Below are 14,653 nucleotides of genomic sequence, written 5' to 3' on the forward strand. Positions count from 1 at the left end.
TTTTTATTTATAACATAATGTTTGATGTTTTTGATAAGAAATCTTCTTTTGGATAGTAGCTATTTTTTACAAGAACATTCGGTCCAAGGCATTTCACAGCAGGACAATGGCAACTTAATGATTTTGCTGTTTTTGAGTCACACCATTTGTCGTAAGCTTCTTGTAGTGTATTTGTTTGTACATTACCTAGAAGCGGGACATCACCGAAGTCGGTCACGATAATATTTCCATCGAAAATATTTACGTTCAAACGAGAACGACCATCTGGATCATTGCGGACAGTTACATTTTTACTTTCATGTAATTTCTTTAGTGTAGCTAAATCGTGTTCATTATCACTACATGCATAGAAAGGTAATGTTCCGAATAACATCCACACATTTTCATCACGGATCTCTAATAAATGTTCAACTGCATTTCGAATTTCTTCTTTTGTTAAAATTTCAAGTGTGCTAGCGAAGTCACTCGGATACATCGGGTGAACTTCATGACGTTTACAGCCCATTTCTTCAACGATTTGACGGTGAATATGTTCAATATGTGGTAGAGTTCGTTTGTTTAACATAGTTTCGGCTGATACGAGTACACCTGCCTCTGATAGAGCTTTACTATTTGTAATCATTCTTTCAAATAATTTAGCGCGCTGTTCATAAGTAGGCTTACGCTCCATCATTGCAAATCCGCCTTCAACGAAGTCATCGATTGTTCCCCAGTTATGTGAAATGTGCAATACATCTAAGTAGGGAATAATTTGTTCGTAACGTGCTAAATCTATAGTTAAGTTTGAGTTGATTTGAGTGCGAACGCCTCGTTCATGGGCGTATTTTAAGAGTGGTGTTACATAGTTGTCGACGGATTTTTTTGAAAGCATAGGTTCTCCGCCTGTAATACTTAAAGAACGTAAATGAGGAATCTCATCTAATCGTTTTAATAAAAGCTCCATCGGAAGCGGGTTTGGATCTTTCGGCTGTAATGTGTAACCAACAGCGCAATGCTCGCAACGCATATTGCATAACGTCGTCGTTGTAAACTCAACGTTTGTTAATAGTAGTTTGCCGTACTCTTCAAGGTCCATATACGCTTCCCATGGATCGTAAGAAGGAGTAATCGGCTTCATTATTTGTGATATCGTCATATGAAATACTCCTTTGACTATTGAAATAACAATTTGTCCATTCTCTATAATAGAAGAATATGTGCTTTTTATAAAGTGAAACTTTTTTGTGAAAAAAGAGAGAGGGTTTACATTATAATGAATTACTGTGACGAAATTGATGAAATTACATGCCCATAGCAATCATTTTTGCGGTATAATAAAAGCAACTCGAATTAAAAGGAGAGTGCCTTCATGGGAAAAGCAATTCAAGGTAAAGATTCACAACTAGTATATTTGAAAGAACGTTTAAATATGTTCATTGAAGTAATTGATACGATTGAACCAGAAGAGGTAGAATTAGAGGATGTAGATCGTCTTCTTGCAATGTTAGATGAATTAGAACTGAAATGTGAGCAATTTAAAAAAGACGAATAATATATTAAAAAGGCTGCCACTACAAAATTGGCAGCCTTTTTCTGTACGGATAATAGAAGGAATATAGAAAAAAAGGTATAATTAAATTGTGAAAAATTTCATTTAACCTTTAATGGCGTGAAATAAATAAACAGCTGAAGAGTATAACAATGGAATTTTCATTTCATAACGTTTTGGTAGCGTTCACAATTGAGGGGGAAGTAACAATGGAAAAGCTTCAAGAAAGCATGTATCAACTAATTGTTGAAACGTCAACGAACTTACCGAAAGATGTTCGTCGCGCAATTCAACAAGCGAAAGAACGAGAAAATGCAGGAACTCGTTCGGCGATGGCACTTGGCACAATTACGAATAACATTAAAATGGCAGATGATAATATCTCGCCAATTTGCCAAGATACAGGGATGCCAACGTTTAAAATTTATACACCAGTTGGTGTGAATCAATTAAAACTGAAGGAAGCTATCTATAGTGCGCTTGAGCGGGCGACAAAAGATGGTAAACTTCGTCCAAACTCTGTTGATTCTCTTTTTGGAGACAATAGCGGAAACAATTTAGGACCAGGTACACCTGTTATTAAGTTTGAACAATGGGAAAAAGATTACATTGATGCACGTTTAATTTTAAAGGGCGGCGGTTGTGAGAATAAAAATATTCAATATAGCCTGCCTTGTGAAATAGAAGGACTTGGACGAGCTGGGCGTGATTTAGAAGGAATTCGTAAATGCCTTCTTCATGCAGTATATCAAGCGCAAGGTCAAGGGTGTAGCGCAGGAGTAATCGGCGTCGGTATCGGGGGAGACCGCACATCAGGTTACGAATTAGCAAAAAATCAATTATTCCGTACATTAGATGATGTAAATCCAGTTCCAGAATTACACAAGCTTGAAGAGTATGTATTAGAGAATGCGAATAAGCTTGGCATTGGTACGATGGGATTTGGCGGAGAAACAACTTTATTAGGTTGCAAAATTGGAGTATATAATCGTTTGCCAGCGAGCTTCTACGTATCTGTTGCGTATAATTGTTGGGCATATCGTCGTCTTGGTGTAACAATTCATCCTGAAACAGGTGAAATTATGGATTGGTTGTACCAGGAAGGTGAAGATACACTTCAACAAGAAACTGCGCAAGAACAAACAGAGCAGCGTGAAATCGTATTACAAGCTCCAATTACAGAAGAGCAAATTCGTGAACTTCGTGTTGGTGATGTTGTTACAATTAACGGCATGATGTATACAGGACGTGATGCGATTCATAAACATTTAATGGATAACGATTGTCCAGTAGATTTAAAGGGACAAATTATTTATCATTGTGGTCCAGTTGTAGTGAAAGATGAAAATGATAATTGGCAAATTAAAGCGGCAGGTCCAACGACAAGTATTCGTGAAGAGCCATATCAAGGCGATATTATGAAAAAGTTCGGTATTCGTGCTGTAATTGGTAAAGGTGGTATGGGTGCTAAAACATTAGCAGCTTTAGAAGAACACGGTGGTGTGTACTTAAATGCAATTGGTGGTGCAGCGCAATATTATGCTGAATGTATTAAAGAAGTGAAAGATGTTGATTTCTTACAATTCGGTATCCCAGAGGCAATGTGGCATTTACGTATCGATGGTTTTAAAGCAGTTGTAACGATGGATTCTCATGGTAAAAGTCTACATGCTGATGTTGATAAAACATCACTTGAAAAATTGGCGAGCTTTAAAGAACCTGTATTTAAGTAAAGAGAAGTGCATCTCGAATTATTCGAGGTGCATTTTTTTGGTATATATAGAAAAACATGTTCAGCATGAAAGAAAGCAGGGAAACAGAAACTACAGGTACGATTATATATGGAAAGGAGACTATTTATGAAATATAAATGGTTATATATAGGTCTCATTTTTTCAATTATGATGGCACTTGTTCCAGTTTCAACATTTGCTTATACGAATACACCACATAACTGGGGAATCCCACGTCCTAAAAATGAAACGGTGCCAGATGCAGGGAAACTATATACAGAATTACTACAAAAAAATGGTGGGTTTTATTTAGGAGATACGAAGAAAAAAGATATTTATTTAACATTTGATAATGGATACGAAAATGGATATACAGGAAAGATTTTAGATGTACTGAAGGAGAAAAAAGTACCAGCAACTTTCTTTGTGACGGGACATTATATAAAAACACAAAAAGATTTATTATTAAGAATGAAAAATGAAGGACATATTATTGGTAATCATTCTTGGAGTCATCCAGATTTTACAACAGTAAATGATGCAAAACTTCGTGAAGAATTAACGAGCGTAACGGAAGAGATTAAAAAAGTTACTGGGCAAAAAGAAGTGAAATATGTACGCCCTCCGCGAGGCGTGTTTAGTGAAAGAACGCTAGCGCTTACGAAAGACATGGGATATTATAACGTGTTTTGGTCGCTTGCATTTCTTGATTGGAAAGTAGATCAGCAAAGAGGATGGCAATACGCTCATAATAATGTAATGACTATGATTCATCCAGGATCTGTTTTGTTACTTCATGCAATATCAAAAGATAATGCAGAAGCACTTGCGAAAATCATTGATGATTTGCGCGAGAAAGGGTATCATTTTAAAAGCCTAGATGATTTAGTAAAAAGCAATCAACCGTAAGCATGTATGCTTGCGGTTTTCTCATGCTATAATGATGTGTAAAAAGGATGGGGAAACGTATGTGGAGCGAACATGTTACGTTAGAATATCCGTACCATTTTGAGGAAGTACTAAAGCGTTTATCTTTCGACCCGTTAAACGTTATTCAATTAGACGAGAAAGTAATTTATGTCCCGCTTTTTATAGACGAAGAACAGATTGTTGTTCGTTTGCAAGGGATTGGTACTGTTCAAAATCCACAGTTTTGGATCTCTAGTCAGGCAGGAGATCAAGAGAAAGTAATGAAACGAATGAAATCCATTTTTCACTGGAATGAACCGTTTCAAAATATACAAAATCATTTTTTAAACACATCATTACGTCCACTATTTGAAACATATGCTTATACTCCAATTATTTTAGAATTTGATTATTTCGCTTGTCTTCTTCGCTGTATTATTCATCAACAAATAAATTTGAAATTTGCTACTGTGCTAACAGATCAATTTGTAAAACGATATGGGACAGAGAAGAACGGCGTTTTCTTTTTCCCAACACCAGAAAGAGTAGCAAACATTTCAATAGAAGAATTGAGAGAGCAGAAGTTTAGTCAGCGAAAAGCCGAATATATAGTAGGATTAGCAAAACATATTGTAGGCGGTAAATTAGATTTAGCAAGGATACAAAACGAAACAGAAGAAGAAGTATCGGCACAATTGTTACCAATAAGGGGTATTGGAGCATGGACAGTGCAAAACTTTTTAATGTTTGGGCTTGGTCGGAAAAATATGTTTCCAAAAGCAGACATTGGAATTCAGCGCGCAGTGCAAGGTGTATTTCAATTAGATAATAAGCCTGATGATGCATTTTTAGAAAAAGTGAAACAAGAGTGTGAACCATATTGCAGTTATGCAGCGTTATATTTATGGAAAAGTATAGAGTAGAGGTGTAATAATGATACAAAAGCAACAAGAGAGTAAGTTGGAAGTTGGTCAAACGTTTCCTGTGACAATTAAACGTCTTGGGATTAACGGAGAAGGCGTTGGTTATTTTAAGAGACAAGTTGTTTTCATTCCAGGGGCATTACCAGGAGAAGAAGTTGTTGCTGAAGCAACGAAAATTCAGCGTGGCTTCGCTGAAGCGAAAGTGAAAAAAGTTCGTAAATCCTCACCACATCGTGTGAAAGCACCATGTTCAGTATATGAGGAGTGTGGTGGCTGTCAATTGCAGCATTTAGATTATAAAGAACAATTAAATCAAAAGCGTGATATCGTTGTACAAGCATTTGAGAAGTACATGAATAACAGTCTGGAAGAGAAAATTCGTCCGACGCTTGGTATGGAAAATCCATGGCATTATCGTAATAAAAGTCAATTGCAAGTGGGGCGTAAAGACGAAAAGGTTATTACAGGGTTATATAAGCAAAACTCACATCAGTTAATTGATATTTCTCATTGCATGATTCAGCATAAAGCAACGAATGAAGCGACAAAAGTTGTAAGACGTATATTAGAAAAATTAAATGTTTCTATTTACAATGAGAAAAAACAAAAAGGTTTAGTACGCACAATTGTGACACGTACTGCAGTTCAAACAGGGGAAGTGCAAGTCACACTTATTACAACAAAAGAAGAATTACCAAATAAAGATCAATTTATCGCAGAAGTGCAAAAACAAATGCCAAGTGTTAAATCAATTATGCAAAACGTAAACTGGCGTAAAACATCTGTTATTTTCGGTGATAAAACATTTAAATTAGCTGGAAAAGAAGTAATTCAAGAAACACTAGGTGATTTATCATTTGAATTATCAGCACGCGCATTCTTCCAATTAAATCCAGAACAAACAGTTGTTTTATACGATGAAGCGAAAAAAGCAGCTGCTTTAACAGGAAACGAGAAGATTGTGGATGCGTATTGTGGTGTCGGTACGATTGGACTTTGGCTTGCGAATGATGCAGCGGAAGTACGTGGTATGGATGTAATTCCAGAAGCGATTGAAGATGCAAAGAAAAATGCAAAACGCCACGGATTCACAAATGCAAAGTATGAAGCTGGTAAAGCGGAACAATGGTTACCAAAGTGGGTAAAAGAAGGCTGGCGTCCAGATGTCATTGTTGTCGACCCACCGCGTACAGGTTGTGATGATAAATTACTTGAAACGATTTTAAAAGTGAAACCGAAACAAGTTGTTTACGTGTCTTGTAACCCTTCCTCATTAGCACGTGATGTGGAAACATTAATGGAGAGCTATGAAGTGGAGTATGTACAACCAGTTGATATGTTCCCGCATACTGCGCATGTAGAAAATGTAGTGAAACTTGTTAGAAAGTAACATTCAATAAGGATATGTCCCTCACAAAGCAGGAGCTATGTGAGGGTATATTTTATTTAGCGAATGGAAGTAAGGAGAATATAATGAACAATTATAAATTGACGATTCAATATGATGGTGCGCGTTATAAAGGGTGGCAACGTCTTGGTAATAATGACAATACGATTCAGGGGAAAATCGAAAGTATAATATCTGAAATGGTCGGAAAAGAAATTGAAATTATCGGCTGTAGTAGAACGGATGCTGGTGTACACGCTTTGAATCAAGTAGCTAACTTTCAAAGTGATGAGAAGTTAGTAGAACATAAAGTAAAAAAGTATTTAAATCAATATTTACCAAATGATATTAGTATTACGAGTGTAGAAGAAGTACCAGATCGTTTCCATGCTCGTTACAATTCTAAAGCAAAAACATATCTTTATAAAATTTGGAATGAAGAGCATACGAACCCATTTATGCGTAAATACAGCATGCACGTGAATAAACAATTAAATGTGAAAAGCATGAAAGAAGCTGCGAAACATTTAGTTGGTTCACATGACTTCACTGCCTTTTCAAATGCAAAGTCTAAGAAAAAATCTATGGTTCGAGAAGTGTATACACTTGATGTTTCCGAAGAATCAGGATTTGTACAAATTAGAGTAAGTGGTAACGGATTCCTTCATAACATGGTGCGGAAAATTGTTGGAGCATTAATTGAAGTTGGATTAGGGCAATTAGAGGCGGACGCAATTCCAAACATTTTAGAGGAAAAACAACGTAATCAAATTAATTGTCTTGCTGAGGCGAGTGGATTGTATTTGGAGAATGTTGAATTTTAATAATAAGTAAAAAAATCGAGCTGATAAGGCTCGATTTTTTTGCACTCTGAAATTAAGAAGATTTCTCTTTCTTCATACGTAGCTTCAAATTCCAAAAAGCAGCAAGCATAATAGCTGCAAAGGAGCCGCTAATTGTGCCTAAGAGCTTTGCATGAGGAAAGCTGCTCATATCAATGAATAGCATTATACATAGAATGGTAGGGAAAAGACCTAAGTAGTGTAATAACTTCAACTTCTTATCATTACTCATATACATTGCCCCTTTCTAGCATATTATACGTTTATTATAACATATTTTACCAGTTTCTTTACACTTGGAGAAAGATTCATTTCATATGTGTAAGTGCAATTTTTTAATTCGATATTGTAAGTTTTGTCTACTCAATCCTAAAAATTTTGCGGCTTGTGAGATATTACCTTTATTTTCTTTAAGAATTTGATGGATATATTTCTTTTCCACTTCTTCGATTATACGTTTTAAAGTTTGTGGCGTATCAGTATTGTGACTAGTTAGCGGAGTCTGCATATTCAGTTCCTTTTTTGCTAGTTCGCGAAAGTGCGTTGGCATATGGAACGCTGTAATGATATCTTCATCTTCTATTAAGTTCATGGAGCCTTCAATTATATGTTCTAGTTCTCTCACATTACCAGGCCAATCGTATTTATAGAAGAAGTTATTTACGTTTAAATCTACATCTTTTACGCTAAGATCAAATTGGATATTGTATTTTTCAATAAAGTGTTGAACAAGATATGCAATATCTTCTTTTCGTTCCCGTAAAGGTGGAAGACATAAAGTAACAACGCTTAATCGGTAATATAAGTCTTGTCTTAATCGATTGTGTGCTATGGCTTCAAGAGGATCTTCATTAATAGTTGCTATAATACGAACATCAATTTCTTTTTCTTGTGTGCCTCCGATTCTTCGTATTGTTTTTTCTTGTATAGCCCGTAGCAATTTAGCTTGAAGTGCTGGGCTTAATGAGTTGATTTCATCTAATAACAAAGTTCCCCCATTTGCCTCTTCAAATAAACCAGGTTTATCTATTGCTCCTGTAAAAGCACCTCGATTTGTACCAAATAGTAAACTTTCCATTAAGGTTTCTGGTATAGCGGCACAGTTTTGCGAAATAAATGGTTTTGTTGAACGCTGGCTTTCATTATGGATGCTTTGCGCAAATAGCTCTTTACCGGTCCCTGTTTCCCCGATGATAAGTATGGAGGATGGCGTACGTATTACTCTCTTTGCTTCTGTAATGACCGATTGAATAGCTCTAGAATCACCAATTATGTGATCAAAGGTAAACTTAGTATTTTGTTTTCGAGAAAGGTTCGTTTTCATTGTTTGCTTTAAATGACTAATCTCTTTTGAAATTTCAATAGCGCCTTTAATTTTTCCATTTTCTATTATAGGAAAAGTATCGTTAATCGTCGTAATCTCTTGTCCTTTATTGTTAAAATACGTTTGTTTTATATTTTTGTTTGTTTTTCCAAGTTTTAAAGCCTCTATAAGAGTACTATTTTTATTTTCTTCAAATGCAAATACTTCTAAAGGATTTTTATCTAGCACATCTAAGCGATCCATTGATTCAATTTCCATCATTTTACGGTTATAGATAATCGTTTTACTTTCCTCATTAATAATATGGATCCCAATATCTAGTTCATTGAGTAAAGTTTCGTATAGCACATTCATTTCAATAATCTTTTTAAAATTGATTTCTTCTGTATGCATGTATTATCTTCTCCTCGTTATACCCTATGAAGACTGACTTTTTATAATTTTATTAAAATTCTCATAAAATCGCAAAATTTTTTTGCTATTTTCTCTTAAAAATTTTCAAATGATAGAAAATTTTTGCGGTTATGCAGATTTTTTTCGTAAGAAATACTAATTTTACATAGGTATTGAGGTTGGTACGTATTTTGCATGAATAGTAGTTAAGATCTCTAAATTTAAAGAGTAGGGGGATTATGAATCTTTATAGTGTATGCAACGTTTCAGTTTCAATTAATAAGAGGGAGGAATTTATAAAGTGAAGACGGTTATAGAAGGCGTGTATAGTCCTTGTTACGGGAAAGTAGAGAAATTATTTGTTACTGAAAGTTCTTACGTATATGAGTGGGAAAAATTAGCGTTAATTGAAACAATAGATAAGCAGCAGGTGGAAATTAAAGTGGGAATCAGTGGTTATATCGAATCATTAGAAGTGGTAGAAGGACAAGCTATCGCTGATCAAAAACTATTAATAACAGTGAGGGATGACCTTTTAATAACAGGTAGTGATTAATATAAGTAGTATGTATTTTTGCTCTTTTAAATAATTATTTTTACTATGAAGAATTTTAAAAACGCTTACATTAAATGGGTTTGCAAAGTGAAAAGGGGGGATTTATATGATGGATCAAAACCAGGGATTAAAAAGAGAATTGAAAAGTCGGCACATATTTATGATTGCACTCGGAGGGGTTATTGGTACTGGGCTTTTTTTAGGATCCAGTTATACAATTCATGAAGCTGGACCTGGAGGAGCGATTGTAGCGTATCTTGTCGGTGGATTTGTTATGTATTTAACGATGCTCTGTCTTGGAGAGTTAGCGGTTGCGATGCCTGATGCAGGATCGTATCAAACATATGCTACAAAACATATTTCACCTGCAGCGGGTTATGTAGTGGGATGGATGTCGTGGCTAAACTGGACGGCTACGATAGGCATTGAATTAATTGCAGTTAGTATATTAATGAAACGTTGGTTTCCAGATGTATCATCATGGATTTGGTGCGTAGTGTTTGCCGTATTGCTCTTTGTTATTAATGCGTTATCTTCAAGAAGTTTTGCGGAGGTTGAATTCTGGTTTGCAAGTATTAAAGTAATTACAATTATTGCATTTATCATTTTGGGCGGGGCAGCAATGTTTGGTTTTTTAGATATGAAAGGAAATGAACCAGCGCCGATGTTTTCTAGCTTTACTGATTATGGTGGATTGTTCCCAAATGGGTTATCAGCCATTTTAATTACGATGATTGCAGTTAATTTTTCCTTCCAAGGAACAGAACTAGTTGGTATTGCAGCTGGTGAGAGTGAAAATCCAGAGAAAACTATCCCGAAGGCAATTAATAATACAGTTTGGCGCATACTTATTTTCTTTGTACTATCTATTTTTATTCTTGCGGGACTATTTCCTTGGCAGCAAGCAGGAGTGATAGAAAGTCCATTCGTAGTTGTATTTGATAAAATTGGTATTCCTTATGCGGCTGATATTATAAATTTCGTTATTATTACAGCTGTACTATCAGTTGCGAATTCAGGATTATATGCAACTTCCCGTATGCTATGGTCTATGTCTAATCAAGGAATGATTAGCCCGATTTTTGGTAAGTTATCTAAAAACGGTGTTCCTATTTATGCATTGATTGTAAGTACGTTTGTAGGGTGTCTCTCATTACTATCAGGTATTTATGCGGAAGATACAGTTTATTTATGGCTTCTTTCTATTGCTGGGTTTGGAGCGATATTAGTTTGGGCATCTATTGCTTTATCTAACCTATTAGCTAGAAGGACATACGTGAAGCAAGGGGGAGATATTAAGGATTTGAAATTTAAAACACCACTGTATCCATTTGTTCCAATTCTTGCTTTAGTGTTAAATTTAACAGTAATTGTAGCTATGGCTTTTATTCCAGAACAAAGAATGGCATTGTATTGTGGTATTCCATTTATGATTGTTTGTTTACTGTTTTATCGTGCTACTAGAAATAAGAGAAGTAAAGTAGAACATACTGAAAAGACAAATACAACCGAATTAGAAAGTTTATAATAGTGATTAATTTGGAGACTGTAAGATTGTAAACAGTCTCTTTTTTTGTAAAAATAAAGCTGGAAACATACTACGTATGCAAAGGGGAATTAGCAATGAATCGAGAAGTTTCACAGCTATTAGAACAGATTGATTTACGAAAAGAGGAGCTACTAGAACTTACAAAAACTTTAATTCGTTTTGAAACACCAGCACCACCAGCAAGAAATACAAATGGGGCGCAAGAATTTGTTGCGGAGTTTCTAAAAAAACGAAATTTTAGTATTGATAAATGGGATGTATATCCAAATGATCCGAATGTTGTTGGAGTGAAAAAGGGGACAGCAAGTGAGTCACATAAAAGTCTCATTATTAATGGACATATAGATGTTGCAGAAGTATCAAAGGACGAACCGTGGGAAACAAAGCCGTTTGAGCCGTTTATAAAAGATGGTTGGTTAGTTGGGAGAGGCGCGGCAGATATGAAAGGTGGACTAGCTGGAGCCTTATTTGCTATTCAGCTTTTAGAAGAAGTGGGGATTGAATTGCCTGGAGATTTAATTTTTCAATCGGTAATTGGCGAAGAAGTAGGAGAAGCAGGGACACTTCAATGTTGTAAGCGTGGTTATGATGCTGATTTTGCAGTAGTAGTTGATACAAGTAATTTACATATGCAAGGGCAGGGCGGCGTAATTACTGGATGGATTACAGTGAAAAGCCCGCAAACGTTTCATGATGCAACACGTAGACAAATGATCCATGCTGGAGGACGTCTATTTGGAGCGAGTGCAATTGAGAAAATGATGAAGATTGTCCAAAGCTTACAAGAATTAGAGCGTCATTGGGCAGTCATGAAAACATATGAAGGCTATCCATCTGGAACAACAACAATTAATCCAGCTGTTATTGAAGGAGGACGTCATGCGGCATTTATTGCGGATGAGTGCCGATTGTGGATAACCGTACATTTTTATCCAAATGAAACGCATGAACAAATAATAGAAGAAATAGAAGAGTATTTAGGAAAAGTGGCAGCAGCAGATCCATGGTTAAGAGAGAACCCACCACAATTTAAGTGGGGCGGAGAATCAATGATTGTGGATCGTGGCGAAATTTTTCCTTCTTTAGAAGTAGATAGCGAACATGTTGCTGTCAAAACGCTAAGTTCAGTACATGAATCTATTTTATCTAAAAATGCAATTTTAGATATGTCAGCAACGGTAACTGATGGCGGATGGTTTAGTGAGTTTAACATTCCAGCTGTTATTTACGGACCAGGTACATTAGAAGAAGCTCATTCAATAAATGAGAAAGTTGAAGTTGAGCAGTTAATTGAATTTACAAAAGTAATAACAGCGTTCATATATGAATGGTGTCATACAAAAAAATAGATTAGTATATTGAAATTGTACAGGTATGTACTTGTACGCTTTTTTAGTGAACTATTTCAGAGTTGAAAATAAACAACTGAAATAGTTCTTTATTTTTCTATGTTTTTCGTTTTATTTCAATTAATTTCTCTTTAGCTAATTCAACGGCAATCGCATCATCTAAATAGCCGATTGGAAAAAGATAATCGGGGATAATGTCTGTTGATAAAATGAAATATAGTAAGGCACCGCCAATAATTGCACGCTCTTCGGTTGAAATGGTTTCTGTACAAAATTGTTGGTACATATTTGTTAATTGCTCAATGAAAGGACCAGCACTATCAATTTGTTCTATTTTACTTTTGAAACTCTCGTGAATACGTTTTTCGCCTTCAGTAGTTTGAGCATAGCGCTCGTAATTTTCAAGTTCTTGTTTTACACGAGTTGTTGTGTATTCGAAGTCGAATAGGTTAGAGGATTGTAATGTTTGTTGAATTGTATCGAGAGATGTGTACATATCTGCTTTTTCCTTATTTATGTGTGGAGAGTTAGGGTACATTTCATCAAGTAATAATTGCGGTGGAACTTGTAGACAGTTTGCGAATTTTTGTAAATGGTTTTGCTTCGGTTGTTGTTTGCCATTAATTATTCTTGAAATTGTTGCAGGATCAATATTTGTAAGTGTTCCTAGTTGGCGCATAGATAGAGCACGCTCCTTTAACAGTTTCTTTATTAATTTACCGAGCCGCTCATTTGGATTTCCATTGGGCATAATGTAGGCACTCCTTTTCTATTGTCTATCGTTGAAAAAATGTTGAGCATTTATTACAAGTATATGAAACAGACAGGCACAGTTGCTCAACATTTTCATAATATGCAACGAAAAGTGAGAAAAGGGGTGACTGTACGATGAGTACGGCAGGTTTATTTTCAATTTTTTTAATCGGGATTGCGTCTAATTTAGATAATGCAGGTGTTGGGATTGCATATGGCATTCGTAAAATTCGAATTTCGTGGCTTAACAATTTTATCATCGCATTTTTTGGATTTTTATTTACTTTACTAGCTGGATTTTTTGGGAATTGGATCGCATTATTTATTTCAGAGTTCACAGCAAACATTATTGGAGCAGTCGTTTTAGGAATAATCGGGGTGTTTATTTTATGTCAGCCTTTCTTGAGTCAAAAAGATACCGTAGAATCTAAAGATAGTAGTGTACTTATGGGGGTTTTACGTGATCCAGAAAAAGCAGATTTTGATGGTTCTAAAACAATTAGTTTTTCTGAAGCAATTGTTTTAGGAGTTGCATTGTCCATAAACAATATTGCAGGTGGATTTGATGCTGGAGTAACAAATTTAAATCTTTGGCTTACGGCATGTATTTCTGGAGTTTTTAGTTTTATTTGTATTAGTGGTTTTACGTATGTTGGTAAAAGATTTTTAGCTGAATACTTAGGGAAATGGGCAACTATAATTGCAGGTGTGTTATTAATTCTTATTGGAATTGATCAATTGTTGTAAGAAGGATAGGGAAAACAGTATTCGAGTATTTCCTTGGAAATACACTAAAAAATTGCATATATCGACGTGAAATCTTTTCACGGTAATGAAAGATTGTAAGTATTATACAAATCTTTGGTGTAAAAAGGTTTAAAAAAGTAAAAGCACCTGCATAGGTGCTTTTTAGCGTATATCTTCAATTAGTTGTGCACATTCTTCATCATGCATACTGTACTCACTTAAAACTTGAATACAAAGCCATTTCAGTTCTTCAATACTATGCTCAAGTTCTTCGGGAAGTACATGGTAAATGTCTTCAAGTCCCATTCCGAAATGAATAAGTTCTAATACTTGATCATCGATATTCCGATCCATTAATAGTTCAAGCACTTCTAAATTGAATATGTATCGGTGAGATTCATCGAGTGAAACAACTTTTAGTTTCAAACTTTCTACAATACTCAATATAAAAAGAAGAATTGTTTTTTCGAGAACAGGTTGTTTCTCCATTTGAAATATGAGTTTCATCTTTTACACCTCCACATACAGCGCTAGGTTGTACTATATTATTCAGGAGGGGGGAGCAAATATGCATAATAAAGAGAACTTTTATTACTGTTTTTTTGAATTGTGTTGATGCCTAGTAGAACGGATTTTTTGTGAAATAAAAAATCCTGCCAA

15 protein-coding genes are annotated in these 14,653 nt (G+C 35.3%); 10 read left to right on the plus strand and 5 right to left on the minus strand.

The window, feature by feature from the left end; all coding sequences use genetic code 11:
* Positions 1-7: 7 nt before the first annotated feature.
* On the minus strand, positions 8-1,135 hold the full coding sequence (yfkAB, locus tag MHH59_RS02360) for a radical SAM/CxCxxxxC motif protein YfkAB (RefSeq protein ID WP_002125019.1): 1,128 nt from the start codon (positions 1,133-1,135) through the stop codon (positions 8-10).
* Between the two features lie 213 nt (positions 1,136-1,348).
* Between yfkAB and MHH59_RS02365 the strand changes: the two genes are divergently transcribed.
* From MHH59_RS02365 to truA, 6 genes are all read left to right on the plus strand, one after another.
* Positions 1,349-1,531 carry an SE1561 family protein gene (locus tag MHH59_RS02365; RefSeq protein ID WP_002010264.1) on the plus strand — a complete coding sequence of 61 codons (183 nt, stop codon included), beginning with the start codon at positions 1,349-1,351 and terminating at the stop codon, positions 1,529-1,531.
* A gap of 206 nt (positions 1,532-1,737) precedes the next feature.
* Positions 1,738-3,261: a class I fumarate hydratase gene (gene fumA, locus MHH59_RS02370; protein ID WP_087973957.1), complete on the plus strand. Its 1,524-nt coding sequence runs from the start codon at positions 1,738-1,740 to the stop codon at positions 3,259-3,261.
* A gap of 126 nt (positions 3,262-3,387) precedes the next feature.
* Entirely contained in the window at positions 3,388-4,170 is a 783-nt protein-coding gene (gene pdaA, locus MHH59_RS02375) for a delta-lactam-biosynthetic de-N-acetylase (protein WP_002029593.1), read from the plus strand.
* Between the two features lie 59 nt (positions 4,171-4,229).
* Positions 4,230-5,093, plus strand: a complete 864-nt coding sequence (locus MHH59_RS02380; RefSeq protein ID WP_050000837.1) for a DNA-3-methyladenine glycosylase family protein — start codon at positions 4,230-4,232, stop codon at positions 5,091-5,093.
* A gap of 10 nt (positions 5,094-5,103) precedes the next feature.
* Entirely contained in the window at positions 5,104-6,483 is a 1,380-nt protein-coding gene (rlmD, locus tag MHH59_RS02385; protein WP_002029595.1) for a 23S rRNA (uracil(1939)-C(5))-methyltransferase RlmD, read from the plus strand.
* Between the two features lie 83 nt (positions 6,484-6,566).
* Positions 6,567-7,304, plus strand: coding sequence for a tRNA pseudouridine(38-40) synthase TruA (truA, locus tag MHH59_RS02390; protein ID WP_002125027.1), 738 nt, complete (start codon positions 6,567-6,569; stop codon positions 7,302-7,304).
* Between the two features lie 52 nt (positions 7,305-7,356).
* On the opposite strand, the gene MHH59_RS02395 is transcribed toward truA, so the two are convergent.
* Together MHH59_RS02395 and MHH59_RS02400 are read right to left on the minus strand one after the other, a co-directional pair.
* Positions 7,357-7,554, minus strand: coding sequence for a hypothetical protein (locus tag MHH59_RS02395; protein ID WP_002140273.1), 198 nt, complete (start codon positions 7,552-7,554; stop codon positions 7,357-7,359).
* 81 nt (positions 7,555-7,635) lie between these two features.
* Positions 7,636-9,039, minus strand: coding sequence for a sigma-54 interaction domain-containing protein (locus MHH59_RS02400; protein WP_002186862.1), 1,404 nt, complete (start codon positions 9,037-9,039; stop codon positions 7,636-7,638).
* A 301-nt stretch (positions 9,040-9,340) separates the two neighbouring features.
* Between MHH59_RS02400 and MHH59_RS02405 the strand changes: the two genes are divergently transcribed.
* The 3 genes from MHH59_RS02405 (at position 9,341) to MHH59_RS02415 (ending at position 12,493) form a co-directional block, all read left to right on the plus strand.
* On the plus strand, positions 9,341-9,595 hold the full coding sequence (locus MHH59_RS02405) for a biotin/lipoyl-containing protein (protein ID WP_002010281.1): 255 nt from the start codon (positions 9,341-9,343) through the stop codon (positions 9,593-9,595).
* 106 nt (positions 9,596-9,701) lie between these two features.
* On the plus strand, positions 9,702-11,123 hold the full coding sequence (locus tag MHH59_RS02410) for an amino acid permease (RefSeq protein WP_002125032.1): 1,422 nt from the start codon (positions 9,702-9,704) through the stop codon (positions 11,121-11,123).
* Between the two features lie 95 nt (positions 11,124-11,218).
* The gene (locus MHH59_RS02415) at positions 11,219-12,493 is read left to right on the plus strand and encodes an acetylornithine deacetylase (protein WP_002169222.1); all 1,275 of its coding nucleotides are present in this window, start codon (positions 11,219-11,221) and stop codon (positions 12,491-12,493) included.
* Positions 12,494-12,590: 97 nt separating this feature from the next.
* Here MHH59_RS02415 and MHH59_RS02420 read toward each other — a convergent pair whose 3' ends face one another.
* Positions 12,591-13,244, minus strand: coding sequence for a helix-turn-helix domain-containing protein (locus tag MHH59_RS02420; protein ID WP_002029602.1), 654 nt, complete (start codon positions 13,242-13,244; stop codon positions 12,591-12,593).
* A 137-nt stretch (positions 13,245-13,381) separates the two neighbouring features.
* On the opposite strand from MHH59_RS02420, the gene ytaF reads away from it, so the two are divergent.
* Positions 13,382-13,993, plus strand: coding sequence for a sporulation membrane protein YtaF (gene ytaF, locus MHH59_RS02425; protein ID WP_002125037.1), 612 nt, complete (start codon positions 13,382-13,384; stop codon positions 13,991-13,993).
* A 162-nt stretch (positions 13,994-14,155) separates the two neighbouring features.
* Here the strand turns inward: ytaF and MHH59_RS02430 are convergent, their stop codons facing one another.
* Positions 14,156-14,500, minus strand: coding sequence for a DUF3969 family protein (locus MHH59_RS02430; RefSeq protein WP_002125038.1), 345 nt, complete (start codon positions 14,498-14,500; stop codon positions 14,156-14,158).
* Between the last annotated feature and the right edge of the window lie 153 nt (positions 14,501-14,653).

It is taken from the genome of Bacillus sp. FSL E2-0195 (assembly GCF_038003645.1).
Taxonomy (GTDB): domain Bacteria; phylum Bacillota; class Bacilli; order Bacillales; family Bacillaceae_G; genus Bacillus_A; species Bacillus_A mycoides.

Coding starts and splice junctions, on each gene's coding strand:
- yfkAB (WP_002125019.1), bottom strand. CDS start 1,135: ATGACGATATCACAAATAATGAAGCCGATTACTCCTTCTTACGATCCA.
- MHH59_RS02365 (WP_002010264.1), top strand. CDS start 1,349: ATGGGAAAAGCAATTCAAGGTAAAGATTCACAACTAGTATATTTGAAA.
- fumA (WP_087973957.1), top strand. CDS start 1,738: ATGGAAAAGCTTCAAGAAAGCATGTATCAACTAATTGTTGAAACGTCA.
- pdaA (WP_002029593.1), top strand. CDS start 3,388: ATGAAATATAAATGGTTATATATAGGTCTCATTTTTTCAATTATGATG.
- MHH59_RS02380 (WP_050000837.1), top strand. CDS start 4,230: ATGTGGAGCGAACATGTTACGTTAGAATATCCGTACCATTTTGAGGAA.
- rlmD (WP_002029595.1), top strand. CDS start 5,104: ATGATACAAAAGCAACAAGAGAGTAAGTTGGAAGTTGGTCAAACGTTT.
- truA (WP_002125027.1), top strand. CDS start 6,567: ATGAACAATTATAAATTGACGATTCAATATGATGGTGCGCGTTATAAA.
- MHH59_RS02395 (WP_002140273.1), bottom strand. CDS start 7,554: ATGAGTAATGATAAGAAGTTGAAGTTATTACACTACTTAGGTCTTTTC.
- MHH59_RS02400 (WP_002186862.1), bottom strand. CDS start 9,039: ATGCATACAGAAGAAATCAATTTTAAAAAGATTATTGAAATGAATGTG.
- MHH59_RS02410 (WP_002125032.1), top strand. CDS start 9,702: ATGATGGATCAAAACCAGGGATTAAAAAGAGAATTGAAAAGTCGGCAC.
- MHH59_RS02415 (WP_002169222.1), top strand. CDS start 11,219: ATGAATCGAGAAGTTTCACAGCTATTAGAACAGATTGATTTACGAAAA.
- MHH59_RS02420 (WP_002029602.1), bottom strand. CDS start 13,244: ATGCCCAATGGAAATCCAAATGAGCGGCTCGGTAAATTAATAAAGAAA.
- ytaF (WP_002125037.1), top strand. CDS start 13,382: ATGAGTACGGCAGGTTTATTTTCAATTTTTTTAATCGGGATTGCGTCT.
- MHH59_RS02430 (WP_002125038.1), bottom strand. CDS start 14,500: ATGAAACTCATATTTCAAATGGAGAAACAACCTGTTCTCGAAAAAACA.